Here is a 15,282-nt window from a genome sequence, read left to right on the forward strand (position 1 = left end):
ATGATTTTCAGCTGCGCTGCACATTTGCCAGCTTGATGGTGGGGATGTGCTCGATGAGATTCATCTGGTGCGCGAGGTCGTAGAAGGTGCGCAGGCCGTCGAGGTATTCCTCGGTGAGCTCCCAGCGGATGGTCGGGCCGAGGTAGTCGTCGAGCTGCTCGTAGGTGAATGGCTTGCCGGCAAGGATCGACTCGATGGCCTCGCGCTTGTGGGCAAGACCGTTCTGGAAGGCATGGTGGATGCGGTCGTAGACGAGCTGGAGCAGCGCGGGATTTTGCGCTGCAAAATCCTTGTTGGCGACCCAGAGTGCATAGACCATCTTCTTGCCTGTCATCTGCTTCCATTCGTGGCCGAGATCGTAGTAGTAGAGGTCTGGCTGCTGATGGTGGTAGAGCCAGAGCGCGTCATCGCCGATCAGCAGCGATGCGGCTGCATCCTCGGGAATCGGATCCTCGGGCGTTATATGGCGCACGTAGTAGTTCGGGATGGCACCATAGGCACCGCGCAGGATGATTTTGAGCAGGCAGTGGGAGGTGGCCGATTTGGCCGTCAGGATGATCTTGTCATCGCGCAGGTCGCCGATCGGCTTGCGCGAGACGAGCAGGATGCTCTGCACGTCGCCATCGCTGCTCACGCAGACATCCGGCAGGACGACGAGCTCCTCGCTGTCACGGGCATAGATGATGGAGGAGACATTGCTGACGTCGAGCCGGTGATTGACGATATCGTTGTTGAGGACTGCCGGTACGCCGCGGGTGATGGCAAGGCCCTGGTCAGCACCGTGTGCGTAGCTCCAGGTCAGCGGCAGGACATTCAGGAAATTGATATGTCCGACTCGTGGGCAAGTCATAGACGTTCCTCCTTGCTGATGGCGGATCTGTTGTTCTGATCGCGCGGTTTGCCGCGTTCGATCAAGTAGAGCGGCCGGCGCTTCGTCTCTTCGTAGGTGCGGCCGAGGTACTCGCCGATGAGCCCGAGAACCAACAGCTGCATACCGCCGAAGAACAGGATGCAGGCCATGATGCTCGGCCAGCCGGCTACGGTAGCTTCCTGCACGAATGTCTCATAGAGGACGTGCAGGATGAGCAGGAAGCTGGCAAACATGGAGGCCACGCCGGCGTAGAGGCCAATGCGCAATGGGAAGGTCGAGCAGGTAAAGACGCCGTCGACGGCCAGCCGCAGCATTTTCTTGGGCGAGAATTTCGATACGCCAGCAAAGCGCGGCGGGGCCGTGAAATGTACCTGTATCTGATTGAAGCCCATAGAACCGATGATGCCGCGGATGAAACGGGCGTGTTCGCGGTAGTGACGGAAAGCGACAACGGCCTGATGATCCATGAGCCGGAAGTCAGAGCCGCCAGGCTGGACCGGAACCTCGGAAATGATATTGAGCAATTTGTAGTATCCGGCGGAGGTCAATTTCTTGAGCCAGGAGGCATCCTCGGTGGCTTCGCGGATGGTCTGGACGATGTCATAGCCCTGATTCCAGTAATCCAGAAGCGTCGGGATCAGCGCTGGCGGGTGCTGCATGTCGCCATCCATCGTGATGACGGCATCGCCGTCCGCGTGGTCAAGACCGCAGGTGAGAGCCAGCTGGTGGCCGGAATTCTTGGCCAGGAAAATCGGTTGGACATGGCTGTCCTGCTGTTCGAGTTCGAGCAGGATTTCCTTGCTGTTATCGGTGGAGCCATCGTTCACGAAGATGAGCTCCCAATCGTAGTCGAGCTTTGCCATTTCCTCGCAGATCGCTGCATGGAAATGACGCAGGTTGTCCGATTCATTATATACGGGCACTACGATAGACAAACTGCTGCCTCTCATCATTTATCATTGCTTCCTTTCTGTTTGGCTGCTTCGTCGGGGATGATCATTTCGACGATGCTATAGGTGTCGAGGGTGCGCAGCGTGCGCAGTTCGGCTTGAGGTAAGGCATGCTTGAGCTGGTCGGCTCGGGAGTTTTGCACGGTGACGATGATAGGCTCGTCCGTGGGCAAATCCTCGAAGGCCAGGAATGGCATGACGTTTTTAGCATCCCAGGACATGCCGCCGGGGCGTGTGGTCTCGATGATCTCTCTGGGAGCCAGCTGAGTTACCTTGTCATGCGAATAAAATACGAGGGAAGTTGGGTAGTCGCCATAGTTGGAAACAGGACGCTGGCTGGGATTGACTTCCTTGAGTGCCTCTGACGTCAGGCGGCCAGAACGATGATCGCAGAGCGGTACGGCACCGGCGAAGGTCAGGATCATATAGAGCACCCAGGCACCAGCGGCGACCTTCTTGACCATCGTGAGGCGCTCGCTGAGCAGGACGCCGGCGAGGATGGCCAGCGGCAGGAACGACGGCTGCGTGTAGGTCAGGTATTTCGTCGCCATCATTTGGAACAGGAAATTGACCATGAACGCCCAGAGCAGCAGGAATACGGTGCTCTCGCTGACCGAACGGGCGCGTACCTTCTCGCGCAGCTCGTGCCAGCGTTTCTTGATCTGGTAGAGCATGATGAAGGACCAGGGGCAGAAGCCGAGCAGGAAGATCAGCGTGTAGTAGTACCAGACGTCGTCGCGGCTGTGTTCCGCCACCGTAGCGCGCAGGAAGTTATGCACGCCGAAGAAGTTGAGGATGAAGTCCTGGCCGTGCAGCTGGTACATCTGATAGTACCAGTAGCCGCCGACGGCACAGAAGATGGCAAGCCCTGGCAGCCACATCATGCGGAGCAGTTCGCCTGGACGCTTGCGGATGCAGAGGAAAATCAGCAGGATAAGGCCCGGCATCAGGATGCCGATTGGGCCCTTGGTCAGCGTGGCCAGCCCCGCAAAGAAGAAGGAGCCCAGATAGAGGCGGCGGTTGCCGCTGCGATAGGCTAAGTAGAAGGTGACCAGCACGGCGTTGAAGAAAAAGACAAAGGCCATGTCGGTAATGACAGCGCGCGACAGGTAGAAGAAGCCTGTCGTCGTGGCAAAGACGAGGGCCGAGCAGATAGCAGTCTTGGCGCTATAAAGCTTCTTGGCAAACCAGTAGACGAGGCCGACATTGAGGAACGCGAAGACCGCCGGGAAGAAGCGGGCGGCGAATTCGTTGACGCCGAACAGCTTGAAGGCGAGGATGAGTTCCCAGTAGAAGAAAATCGGTTTATCGTACCAGTAGTTGCCGTAGATGCGCGGCGAGATGAAGTCGCCGGCTTCGAGCATCTCACGCGCGGTCAGCGCGTAGTTTGATTCTACCGGATCGGTGATGGCCAGCCAGGCATTGCCCGCGAGCAGCAGGATGATAAGGGCCAGCACAGACAGCCGGAATTCTTTCTGATTCATTATATTTCATGTACCTCCTAAATGCGTACTCTCTCGAAAGTTTAGTTTAGCAAATCTTAATATATCTAGCAAGTATATATATATTAAGGTCGGATTAATAAGCCTTATATGATTGACTTTTATTATCATTTTTAGTAAAATTATTTGATAAAGTCAACAACATACAAACCTTATTATATACTACGGAGTGGTGGGAGGAATACGTTTATGGATGATTATGTAAATGTGGGACGCTGGTTTTCTATCCTGCATCGGCGATCGCAGCTGTTTGTGGTGGAGGCCTGCCAGAAACTTGACCTTACCTTTTCGGAATACATCATGCTGATCCGCATCTTCGATCATGAGGGCGCAAAGCAGGATGAGCTGGCGAGCATGCTGTACCTGGACAAGGCTGTTGTCACGCGGACGGTAAACCTGCTGGAGGGCAAAGGTTTCATCTATCGGGAAGTCGATCCGGCCGATCGCCGTGTCAAACATATCTTCCTGACTTCGTATGGCAAGGAGCAGCATCAATTCTTGCGCAATATCATTCAGGGCTGGGTGGACTATCTGGTCCGCGATATGAATCCCAACGAGATCCATACCCTGTTCAATGGATTTAACGAGCTTGTCACGCGTGCCTGCGCGGCGAACATCGTGGATTTAGCCAAGAAAGTGCCGACAGGAGGCGAGGCTCATGAAAGGCTATAAGCTATGTGCGGCGGTTTGCCTGCTGGCAATGATGAATCTGGTATTTGCTGGCTGCGGCAGCAAGGAGCAGGAGCAGGAGCGGGCACCACTGGTCAAGACCCAGCAGGCGGATAGCAGTTCGCTGGCGGATAACAGCTCATATTCGGGGACTGTCCGCGGCAGGTATGAGACGAATATGTCGTTTCAGGTCGGCGGGCAGATCATCAGCCGCAATGTGCAGGTGGGCTCGTCTGTACGCGCCGGCGATGTGCTCATGACGATCGACAGCCGTGATGTCGTGCAGAAGTCCAATCAGGGGGATGCCCAGGTGGCTCAGGCGCGGGCCCAGCTTGACCTTGCGCAACGCAATCTTTCCCGCTACAGCCAGCTGTATCAGGAAAATGCTGTGGCTGCGGCGACGCTTGACCAGTATCAGGCTAATTACGATGCGGCGTTTGCAGCCTATCAGAATGCACTGGCCCAGGCGGCGCAGGGACATAATGCCATGGGCTATACGAATCTCACCGCCGGGGCAAATGGCGTCGTATCATCCATCACAGCCGAGGAAGGGCAGGTGGTAGGCGCAGGCCAGACCGTGCTGACGCTCGTACAGACAAACGAGCTGGAGATTGAAATCCAGGTGCCGGAGAACCGCGTGGCCGGGATTGCCGTAGGTGACCGGGCGGTTGTCAAGTTCTGGGCGATCCATGACCGGGCTGAAGGTGTAGTGCGTGAAATCGCGCCGATGGCGGATAGCGCGTCCCGCACCTATCGCGTGCGCGTGTCAGTGCCGGAGCCGCCAGCTGGCATGCAGCTTGGCATGACGGCCAATGTTGCCCTGACGCCGAAATCTGCTGATGATGCGGGCAGTGCGGGCACGGCGCTTTTGCCGTTGTCGGCCATCTATCAGGATGGCGATACGCCGCAGGTCTGGGTGGTCGGTGATGATCATACGGTCAGCCTCAAGCCGGTTACTGTCGAGAACTTCGGGGATAATCAAGTCCTGGTACAGGGACTGGCGCCTACGGATCTGGTGGTCACGGCTGGCGTGCATAAGCTGCGTGCAGGGCAGAGTGTGCGGACGGAGGCGGCTGACTGATGACGAATCTGACAGAAATATCGCTGAAGCATCGGGCGCTGGTCTGGTACTTCATCATCATGACGGCCATCGGCGGCGTGGCAGCGTATTTTCAGCTGGGCCGCATGGAGGACCCGCAGTTCACCATCCGGCAGATGGTCATCACGGCGGCCTGGCCCGGCGCGACGGCGGAACAGATGCAGGAACAGGTAACGGATAAGCTTGAGAAGAAGTTCCAGGATGTGCCGGGCCTTGACCATATCAACAGCGAGACGCGGGCGGGCCAGACGGTCATCTATGTGGCCTTGAAGCCCGAGGTGTCCAAGGATCAGATCCGGCCCATCTGGCGCGACGTCCACAATTTCGGCGAGGCGGTCAAGAAAGACTTGCCGGAGGGCGTCTATGGTCCGTATTACAATGACCGCTTCGACGATGTCTACGGCTCGATCTATGCCGTGACCGGCGATGGCTACAGCTATGAGGAGTTGCGCCAGTATGCGGAGAAAACGCGCCGGGATCTTTTGCGCATCCCGAGCGTGCAGAAGGTAGAGCTCATTGGCGAGCAGCCGGATGTCGTGTATGTCGAGCTGCAGCGCGATAAGATTGCTGAGCTGGGCATCAATCCGCAGATTATCGCCAATGCGCTCAAGACGCAGAATAATATGACGGCGACTGGTGAGGTGGAGACGAGTACCAACGATGTCTTCCTGCGTGTCAGCGGTGTTTTCGATGATATCGATGCCATCCGGGAGATGCCGATCAATGCCAATGGCAAGGTGCTTCGCCTCGGCGATATCGCCCGCGTGCAGCGCCAGTCCATCGATCCGGCGAAACCAAAGATGTATTTCAATGGCGAACCGGCCATCGGCATAGCTGTGTCGATGGAGGAGGGTGGCAATATCCTGGAGCTCGGCGAGCAGCTGCGGCAGGAGATCGGCAAGATCCAGCAGGAAGTGCCGGTGGGTCTGGAGATCCATCAGGTTTCCGATCAGCCGAAGGTCGTCGATGGCTCCATCCATGACTTCGTCAAGACATTGGTCGAAGCCATCGTCATCGTGCTCGCGGTAAGCTTCTTGTCGCTGGGCGTGCGTACGGGCATGGTAGTTGCCGGCTGCATCCCGCTGGTGCTCTGCGGCGTCTTCTGTGTCATGTATATGGCAGGCATCGACCTGCACAAGGTGTCGCTGGGCGCGCTGATCATTGCGCTGGGCTTGCTGGTCGATGATGCCATCATTGCCGTGGAGATGATGAGCGTCAAGCTGGAGATGGGGCTGAACCGATTTGATGCGGCCTGCTATGCGTTCCGGGCAACGGCCAAGCCGATGCTCACCGGCACGCTGATCACCTGCGCCGGCTTTATCCCCGTGGCTTTTTCGGAGGGCCTGGCCAGCGAGTTCTGCCGGGCACTGTTCCCAGTCATTGCTACGGCGCTGCTGCTGTCGTGGCTGGTGTCAGTCATGATTGCCCCGCTGTTTGGCTATCACCTGATACAGGTCGAGGTCAAGACGGATGAGGCTGGTAAGTTCGATCCCTATCAGAGCAAGTTCTACCGCTGGTTCCGTGAGGTGCTGGTCTGGTTCCTGGACCATCGCCGGCTGGTGCTGGGGGTCACGGCAGTCCTATTCCTCGTATCGGTGGGAATGCTGAAATTTGTCAAACAGGAATTCTTCCCGACGTCGACCCGTCCGGAGGTGCTCATCGAGCTCAAGCTGCCCGAAGGCTCCTCGATGGCGGCCACGCAGGAGGTCTGCGACCGCATGTCAGACTGGCTGCAGGCGCGGCAGGACTTGCTGGCTAACTATTCGTATTATGTTGGCCGCTATGCGCCGCGTTTCGTGCTGACCATCGACCCGAAGGCAGAACGCGATAATGCCGCGCAATTCGTGCTCGTGGCAAAGGATACAGAGGCACGTGAAAAGCTGACGGAGCAGCTGAATAAGGCCTTTGCCGATGATTTTGCCGATGTCCGGGCGAAGATGCAGTTCATCCAGACGGGGCCGCCGGCGGCCTATCCGGTCATGCTGCGCGTGACGGGCTATACGTCAGATCAGGCCAAGGAACTGGCGCGCAAGGTCGCAGATATCGTCGCCGAGGACCCGAACAATTATAACGTCAATATGAGCTGGGGCGATAAGAGCAAGGTCATGCATTTAGAACTCGACCAGGATAAATTGAACTCGCTCGGCGTCAGCAGCCAGGCTGTTTCCCAGCAGCTCTATACGGCAATTACCGGTGCAACGGCAGCACAGTTCTATGCTGGCGACCGCACCATCGATATCAAGCTGCGTCTGGCAAGCGAAGACCGGCAGGATCTGTCGAAAATAAAAAGCCTGCCGATTTATCTCGGTCAGGCGGGCTATGTGCCGCTGGAGCAGCTCGCAAAGATTTCGTATGAGGCAGAGGACGGCTATATCGAACGCCGTGACCTGATGCCAACGGTTACGGTGCAGGCTGAAATCCATGCCGGGACGGCGAACGATGCGACGCAAAAAGCTTTTGACGCAACCAAAGAGCTGCGTGAAGATTTGCCGTTTGGCTGCCGCATCGAGCCAGCTGGTGCCTTGGCTGACAGCAAGGATAGTGCAGGGTACTTGATGAAGCCTATACCGATGATGATATTCATCATTATGACGCTGCTGATGTTCCAGCTTGGCAGTGTCAAGCAGATGGTACTGACGGTGCTTACTGCGCCGCTGGGCATCATCGGCGTCAGCTGGGGCATGCTGCTGACGAACTCGGCCATGGGATTCGTGGCCGAGCTCGGCATCCTGGCGCTTTCCGGCATGATCATCCGCAACTCGGTCATACTGATCGACCAGATCCAGAAGCATCTGGCTGATGGCGAGACGCCGTGGGATGCCGTGGTGGATTCGGCCATCCTGCGCTTCCGTCCCATTATGCTGACGGCGGCGGCGGCCATCCTCGGCATGCTGCCACTGATGTTCAGCCGCTTCTGGGGGCCGATGGCAGTAGCGATTGCCAGCGGCCTGCTCGTGGCGACGGTGCTGACGTTGCTGGTGCTGCCGGCGATGTATGCCGTGGCGTATAAGGTCAAAAGAGAATAGAAGGGGATTGCCCTGTCATAAATGGAGGAGGTCCGCTGACACAACGATGTCAGCGGACCTCCTCCATTTGTGTGACCAAGCGATAACTTGCAGTTTGACTGTCCGTGCGTGGTTAAAATAAACTCGTTACAGCTCAGCTTGGGTGGGGGCGGGTGCACTTTTTCTCCGCTCCCGCTAAATGACCCGCGCGGTTGCTTTAGTACGTATCCAGATACATGTGCCGGGCAGGCCGGCGGCACGCCAATACATCGAATTGTTCTAGGAAGTACGTACTGCGGGCCATCCCTCACTGCGTTCGGGCAAATCGCTCCCGCTGCGAAGAAAGTGTACCCGCCCCCGCCCTCTGTATCGTTTGGATAATTCTGCACTGTTCCGGCGATAGGGAACGAATTACATCGATGTGCTTGTAACGGGAGCAACGGTTCGTACAAATCTGCGCATGCGGATGAAGGGGGCGAACGGGGTAGTGCTTCTTTCTGTCTGGAGCGACTGTCCTGCGCAGCAGGACTGGGCCGTAAGCGCATAAGCTAGACTCCGATGTGTACGCCGCGACCTGGTGACGGGAGCAGGTAACTAAGTCCGTAGTTCTGGTCGTACGGTCCATTTAGCGGAAACAGAAAAAGTACTACCCCGTGAACCCCGAGCAGCGTACTATCGGGATTCCGTTCCGCACGAACCAACCGACAAACTGCAATTTTATAGCATTAGCCGCATTTTTTGCAGGCTGCGCCGATGGATTTTGCTGATGGCTTGGTGGGTGCTGTGGAGGCGGGCGGCGATGGTGGTTTGGGGCAGGCCGTAGAGGTAGATAAGGCAAAGGACTGCTTTTTCTTTGGCAGTCAGGCAATGGATGGCCTGGCGCAGCTGCTGGCGGCGGCATAGCTGGGCCTCGGGAATGGGGGCGCTGTCCGGGAGCAAGTCCCATAGGGAGCCGTCGGCAGTGCGATCCTGATCGGGGTGCGAGGTACGTCTAAGATAGCGGCGCAGGCGGCAGAAGGCGGTGTAGAGTGCCATCTTTACGCGGTGCTGCAGGAAGGCGGCGAAGTGGACGCCGCGGGTGGCGTCGTAGGCGGCGATGGCTTCGGTGAAGGCCAGGCCTGCGATGCCCTCGGCTTCGTCCCGGAGACCTGCTGCGGCGAGGTACCGCTGGTGTGCTTCCTTGGCGAGCAGGGCGTGGTAATAGTGGTAGAGCTGGTGGCTGGCCGCAGCATCGTGGCGGGCGGCGCGGGCAATCAGCGCATCTTCGGCGGCTTTATCCAGATGGTTGCAGAGATTCATCATCCATCACTCCTTTCATGGCCTATTGTAGCGGGAGGCCAGCTGTCAATCGAATGATGATTTGCCGGTAAAAGGATGAAAAAATGTTGTTTTTTGACGGTTCGTGCTATAATATGGCATGAACAAGGGGGCGTTTTGTATGCGATTGGAAGAAATCATCAACCGTCATAGGAATGAGCTGAATGACACGGACATGGCCATCTGGAAGTATATCCTCCAGCATCGGGCTGAGGCGCGGCATATCTCGATCCACGAGCTGGCCCGCGCCTGTGCCGTATCGAGCACGACGATTGTCCGCTTTGCGCAGAAGCTCGGCTTTGATGGCTTTGGTGAGCTCAAGGCCGTCATGAAAATGGAGGAACCGGCCAAGGCGTTTTATCGTGAGGATGTCCTCAAGGATCTGCAGGGCTTCTACTCGCAGACGGCGGCCAAGGTATTCAAGCGCAACTTCGACAGTGCGAGCCGCCTGATGCACGAGTCGAACCGCGTCTTTGCCTTTGCCTCTGGCTACGTGCAGAACAATGTCGTGCAGGAGCTGAAGCGGCTGTTCTTCTACGACAATGTATTGATCTATGAGATCAACGGCCATGAAGAATTCCGCTCCATTGCGCGGACGTTGACGAAGGATGATCTCTTCGTCTTCGTGTCGCTGTCGGGAGAGACGCCGCAGGTCGTGGAGTTTGCACGGCAGCTGCAGCTTCTGGACGTGCCGTTCATCTCCATCACGAAGCTGCATGACAATACGCTGGCGAGCTTGTCGACCGTCAATCTCTACGTGTCGCCAGCACGCTTCCAGCTCTATAACCATGACGATGAGCATACGGCCTTCCAGTCGATGATGCCGTACTTCATGCTCGTGGAGGTCTGGTATGTCAAGTACCGCATGTATATCAATCGTCAGACTGGCCAGTAAGTGTACCAAAGTACGCCTGATGTACCATGGTACGCCTTGACGACAAAGTGCCGAAAGCCCGCGAACCTATTGCGTTCGCGGGCTTTTTTGCGTATGATTTAGATACAAGATATCTTACAGAGAACAGCGGCAGGATGCCAACGGGATCTGAATGGGAACCGCATTTATTGGGTATGTATCGATGTGACAAGACGTTCGTAGGAGAACTGGAGGGAATGAAAAATGACACTAAGCAAAGATCGTGTCATGCAGGGAATGCAGCGGTTTGGCGGTGCGATGTACACGCCGGTCGTATTGTTTGCATTCTTTGGTCTCACGGTAGCATTGGCCATCATTTGCAAGAATGAAGGCATTCTCGGTGCTCTGGCAGCGAAGGGTACGCTGTGGTATGATTTCTGGTTTGTCGTGGAACAGGGAGCCTGGACAGTATTTTCGCAGATGCCGATCCTGTTCGCCATCGCAGTGCCGATTGGTTTTGCCAAGAAGGAACCGGCACGGTGCGCGATGGAAGCCTTTGTCATCTACATGGTATTCAATTATTTCATCTCGGGCTTTCTGACGCTCCACGGTGCGTTCTTCGGCGTTGACTACAGCCAGAACGCCGGCGCGGGCACGGGCCTGGCGATGATTGCCAACATCAAGACCCTCGACATGGGCATGCTCGGTGCTATCTTCATCGCCTGTGTGACGGCCTGGCTGCACAACCGCTTCTACGATACGGATATCCCTGAGTGGCTCGGCATCTTCAAGGGCCCGGCCTTCGTCGTAGCTGTCGGCTTTGCCGTGATGATCCCGCTGGCCTTCCTCTTCTGCTTGATCTGGCCGGCCATCCAGCATGGCATCATGAATTTCCAGGGCTTCCTCAAGACCAGCGGTCTTCTGGGCGTCTGGGCTTACACTTTCTCGGAGCGCATCCTGCTGCCGGCAGGCCTGCACCACTTCATCTATCTGCCGTTCATCTTCGGCCCGGCCGTCTGTGATGGCGGTATCCAGGCATACTGGCTGCAGCATATCAACGACTTTGCGACGAGCGCGCAGAGCCTCAAGGACATGTTCCCGGAGGGCGGCTTCGCCCTGCATGGCAGCTCGAAGGTCTTTGGCCTGCCGGGCGCAGCACTGGCTATCTACATGTGCGCGAAACCGGAGAAGAAAAAGAAGACGGCAGCTCTGCTGATTCCGGCTACGCTGACCGCTGTGATCTGCGGCATCACCGAGCCGCTGGAGTTCACGTTCCTGTTCGTAGCGCCGCTTCTGTATCTCGTTCATTCCATTTTGGCCGCAACGCTGTCGGCTACGCTTTATTTCTTCGGTCTGGCCGGTAACTTCGGTGGCGGCCTTATCGACTGCTTCGTGCAGAACTGGATTCCGCTGTTCGCTTATCATTCCGGCACGTATATCATGCAGATTGTCATCGGTCTCTGCTTTACGGCCATCTATTTCTTCACGTTCCGTTTCATGATCCTGAAGTTCGACTATGCAACGCCGGGCCGCACGGCTGACGACGTTGAGGATAAGCTGTTCTCGAAAGACGAGTACAAAGCCAAGAAAGAAATGGAAGACATGGGCCTTGCAGGCAATGCTATGGCCATCAAGGCGAAAGTATTCCTGGACTGCCTGGGCGGCCCGGAGAACATCAAAGAGGTCACGAACTGTGCGACGCGCCTGCGTGTCACGGTTGGCGATCCCGATAAAGTAAAACCGGTATCGAAATTCACGAAGGCGGGTGCCTATGGCCTCGTCAAGAACGGTCATGCCGTGCAGGTAATCGTCGGCCTTTCCGTACCGCAGGTGCGCGGCTACTTCGATGCGCTGCTGAAGGGCGAATCCATCGCACCGGGTGAGGGGGAGGATACCTCTGCCAAGACGGCTGCTGCTGTGGATCTTTCCATGAAACTCGATGCCTGCATTTCAGGACAGCTCATCGATATGTCCGAAGTCAAGGATGATATGTTCTCGCAGAAGATGATGGGCGATGGCGTAGCTATCGAGCCGACGGGCGATACGGTCGTAGCACCGGCCGATGCTGAGGTCACGATGGTCATGGAGGAGAGCCTGCATGCTATCGGCTTGCGTTTTGCCAATGGTGCAGAGCTTCTGATCCATATCGGCATCGATACGGTCAAGCTCAACGGCCGTGGCTTCCAGCTGCTGACGGAGCAGGGGGCGCATGTCAAGCAGGGCGAGCCGCTTATCCGCTTCGACCCGCAGGTCATCCGTGATGCCGGCTATCAGACGACGGTCATCATGGCAGTGACGAACTCGGCAGATTATCCGCAGATGAAGAAGAAGCCGAACCAGACGGTTGCGGCAAGTGAAACCCCGGTCCTGACATTCTGACCGGCAATGACCCATAAAGGAAAGATTTATCATGAAAGATTTGCAATGGTGGCAGAAGACCGTCGTCTACCAGGTCTATCCCAAAAGCTTTCTCGATACGACTGGCAGCGGCCAGGGCGATATCCCTGGCATCACGCGGAAACTCGACTACCTGAAGACACTCGGCGTCGGTGCCATCTGGCTCACGCCGGTCTATTCCTCACCGATGGTGGACAACGGCTATGACATCGCCGACTATACGGCTATCGACCCGTCGTATGGCACGATGGCCGATATGGAGGAGCTTATCGCTGCGGCGAAGAAACGCGATATCCGCATTGTCATGGACTTGGTCTATAACCACACGTCGGACAAGCATGCGTGGTTTATCGAGTCGAAGTCCAGCCGTGACAACAGCAAGGCCGACTGGTATATCTGGCGCGATGCCAAGCCGGATGGCTCTGCACCGACCAACTGGCGCTCCATTTTTGGCGGCAGTGCCTGGACCTGGTGCGAGGAGCGGCAGCAGTACTATCTGCATACCTTCGCTGCAGCCCAGCCGGATCTCAACTGGGAAAATCCTGCGGTCCGGCAGGCCCTCTATGAGGCTGCCAATTTCTGGCTCGACAAGGGTGTAGGCGGCTTCCGCATCGATGCCATCGTCTACATCAAGAAGCCGGCGGTTTTCGCCGACGGCGAGCCGGACAGCAGTGACGGCATGGTCAATGTGCATTCGATGATTGCCAATACGCCGGGAATCCTCGATTTCCTGCAGGAATTCCGACGTGAGGTGTTTGACGGGCACGATATCTTCACCGTCGCTGAGGCCAATGGCGTCGGCCCGGAGGAGCTCAAGGACTGGGTCGGAGAGCAAGGGGCATTTGATATGCTCTTCGAGTTCAGCCATGTGAACCTGGAATTCCCTAATGGCGAGATCTGGTGCCGCGGTACGGGCTGGAAGCCGGAGCTCATTCCTGAGCTCAAGCGGAGCCTCACGGCCAGCCAGCTGGCCACCGCGGAGAACGGCTGGTATCCGGTCTTCTTCGAGAATCACGACCAGCTCCGCTGCGTGCGCCATTTCTTCCCCGATGACGCTGATCCGCAGGTCACGGCCAAAGCCATCGCGACGCTGCTGTTCACCCTGCGGGGTACGCCGTTCATCTACGAGGGCCAGGAGCTGGGCATGGACAATGTGGCCTGGGGCTCGATTGCAGATTATGATGATATTTCTTCCCAGGGGCAGTATGAACTGGCATTGGCCGAGGGCCGCAGCGAAAGCGATGCGCTGCGCCTGGTCCACCGGTACAGCCGTGACAATGCACGCACGCCGATGCAGTGGACGCGCGGCCGTCAGGCCGGCTTCACGGAGGGGCAGCCCTGGCTGCCTGTCCATGAAGACTATGCGCGCTGCTGCGTCGAAAGCGAGGCCGAAGACGAAGACTCGGTGCTGTCCTTCTACCGCCGGATCAGCCGTCTGCGCCGTGAGGGCGCTGCGGCGCAGGTGTTGCAGCAGGGCAGCTATGAGGAAGTCCTGACGGAGCGGGAGGATGTCTATGCCTTCCGCCGCCGCTGGGGCGGGCAGGAAGTGCTTACCGTGGTGAACTTCACTGGCAAGGAGACAGCCTATGCGGCAGAACTGCCAGAGGAAGCACGGGTGATCATAGAAACACAGCCGGACAGCAAGAGAGGCAAGCTGCGCCCTTATGAGGCAGTCTGCTATCTGGGCCGTACGGCACGAAAGGAGGGGCAGGGCCAATGAAGATTGCTGCCAGTGATTACGACGGAACCTTATTCCGCAATGAAGAGATTTCGCGCGCGGACGCCGAGGGCGTTCGCCGCTGGCGGGCAGCCGGCAACAAGTTTGGTGTAGTCACGGGGCGTGACTACGGCATGCTGGCGCCGCAGCTCAAATACTACGGCATCGAGTCGGATTACGCGGTCTGCAACAATGGCGGCCTGATCTGCCGTGCCGATGGCACGCCGCTCTGGCAGGGGGATATCCCCCTGCCGGTGCTGGCGGAGATGGTCAAGGATCCTGGCGTCTGCCGCTCCTTCCACTTCGCCTTTTCGGCGGCCGATACGACCTATCTTTACCATGAAAGCGAAGGCTCCTGGATTTCGCGGGAGGCGAAGCAGTGGGATTTTGCCATCGTGGAAATCACGGAGGACGATATCCTGAGCCTGCCGCAAATCCACCAGTTCTCGCTGGGCTACCCTGAGGCCGGCGAGGCGCTGGAGGTCAGCAAGAAGCTCAATGCGCGCTTTGGTGATGTGGTGCATGCCTATCCCAACCGCTGCAGCGTGGATGTCACCCCGAAGGGCATCAGCAAGGAGCAGGGTATCCGCAAGCTCATCGATTTGATGGGCTGGGCGGAGCCGGAGGTCTTCTCCATCGGCGATGAGATCAACGACCTGCCGATGATTGAAGCGTTCAATGGTTTTACTGTGGATACGGCGCGCGAGGCCATCCAGGCCAAGGCACGCAAGGTCTATCAAGGCGTCGGCATGATGCTTGAGGCCAACCTCTGAATTCGTTTCCCCTGAGGAGGGAGCTTCCCCGGCTCCCCTATACCCTCATATTCCTACATATGAACATATGAAGAGGCTTTACCCCAAAGCCTCTTCCCCTTAATCGATAATTGTGTGAAAATTCAAGAA

Annotated in this window: 11 protein-coding genes; 7 read left to right on the top strand and 4 right to left on the bottom strand. The window is 57.2% G+C overall.

Going from position 1 to position 15,282, the window contains the following annotated elements:
• Nucleotides 1-7: 7 nt before the first annotated feature.
• From FZ041_RS04070 to FZ041_RS04080, 3 genes are read right to left on the bottom strand one after another with little or no spacing between them, the layout of a single operon-like run.
• Complete coding sequence (locus FZ041_RS04070) at nt 8-850, bottom strand: menaquinone biosynthetic enzyme MqnA/MqnD family protein (RefSeq protein ID WP_149188613.1); 843 nt, start codon at nt 848-850, stop codon at nt 8-10.
• On the bottom strand, nt 847-1,821 hold the full coding sequence (locus tag FZ041_RS04075) for a glycosyltransferase family 2 protein (protein ID WP_149188690.1): 975 nt from the start codon (nt 1,819-1,821) through the stop codon (nt 847-849). The genes FZ041_RS04070 and FZ041_RS04075 overlap by 4 nt, the downstream gene beginning before the upstream one ends.
• Complete coding sequence (locus FZ041_RS04080; RefSeq protein WP_149188614.1) at nt 1,821-3,305, bottom strand: ArnT family glycosyltransferase; 1,485 nt, start codon at nt 3,303-3,305, stop codon at nt 1,821-1,823. Before FZ041_RS04080 ends, FZ041_RS04075 begins: the two co-directional genes overlap by 1 nt.
• Nucleotides 3,306-3,512: 207 nt before the next feature.
• On the opposite strand from FZ041_RS04080, the gene FZ041_RS04085 reads away from it, so the two are divergent.
• The 3 genes from FZ041_RS04085 to FZ041_RS04095 are packed head-to-tail and all read left to right on the top strand — an operon-like array spanning nt 3,513 to nt 8,117.
• Entirely contained in the window at nt 3,513-3,995 is a 483-nt protein-coding gene (locus tag FZ041_RS04085) for a MarR family winged helix-turn-helix transcriptional regulator (RefSeq protein WP_149188615.1), read from the top strand.
• Nucleotides 3,982-5,073, top strand: a complete 1,092-nt coding sequence (locus FZ041_RS04090; RefSeq protein ID WP_149188616.1) for an efflux RND transporter periplasmic adaptor subunit — start codon at nt 3,982-3,984, stop codon at nt 5,071-5,073. Before FZ041_RS04085 ends, FZ041_RS04090 begins: the two co-directional genes overlap by 14 nt.
• The gene (locus FZ041_RS04095; protein WP_149188617.1) at nt 5,073-8,117 is read left to right on the top strand and encodes an efflux RND transporter permease subunit; all 3,045 of its coding nucleotides are present in this window, start codon (nt 5,073-5,075) and stop codon (nt 8,115-8,117) included. Before FZ041_RS04090 ends, FZ041_RS04095 begins: the two co-directional genes overlap by 1 nt.
• Nucleotides 8,118-8,813: 696 nt before the next feature.
• On the opposite strand, the gene FZ041_RS14935 is transcribed toward FZ041_RS04095, so the two are convergent.
• Entirely contained in the window at nt 8,814-9,398 is a 585-nt protein-coding gene (locus FZ041_RS14935) for a sigma-70 family RNA polymerase sigma factor (RefSeq protein WP_149188618.1), read from the bottom strand.
• 136 nt (nt 9,399-9,534) lie between these two features.
• Between FZ041_RS14935 and FZ041_RS04105 the strand changes: the two genes are divergently transcribed.
• From FZ041_RS04105 to FZ041_RS04120, 4 genes are all read left to right on the top strand, one after another.
• Complete coding sequence (locus FZ041_RS04105) at nt 9,535-10,308, top strand: MurR/RpiR family transcriptional regulator (protein ID WP_149188619.1); 774 nt, start codon at nt 9,535-9,537, stop codon at nt 10,306-10,308.
• Nucleotides 10,309-10,530: 222 nt separating this feature from the next.
• Complete coding sequence (locus tag FZ041_RS04110) at nt 10,531-12,645, top strand: alpha-glucoside-specific PTS transporter subunit IIBC (RefSeq protein WP_149188620.1); 2,115 nt, start codon at nt 10,531-10,533, stop codon at nt 12,643-12,645.
• A 31-nt stretch (nt 12,646-12,676) separates the two neighbouring features.
• Nucleotides 12,677-14,383: a glycoside hydrolase family 13 protein gene (locus FZ041_RS04115; protein ID WP_149188621.1), complete on the top strand. Its 1,707-nt coding sequence runs from the start codon at nt 12,677-12,679 to the stop codon at nt 14,381-14,383.
• Nucleotides 14,380-15,153 carry an HAD-IIB family hydrolase gene (locus FZ041_RS04120; protein ID WP_149188622.1) on the top strand — a complete coding sequence of 258 codons (774 nt, stop codon included), beginning with the start codon at nt 14,380-14,382 and terminating at the stop codon, nt 15,151-15,153. The genes FZ041_RS04115 and FZ041_RS04120 overlap by 4 nt, the downstream gene beginning before the upstream one ends.
• Nucleotides 15,154-15,282: the final 129 nt, after the last annotated feature.

Origin of the sequence: Pseudoselenomonas caprae (genome assembly GCF_008271345.1) — a bacterium.
GTDB classification, from domain to species: domain Bacteria; phylum Bacillota; class Negativicutes; order Selenomonadales; family Selenomonadaceae; genus Selenomonas_A; species Selenomonas_A caprae.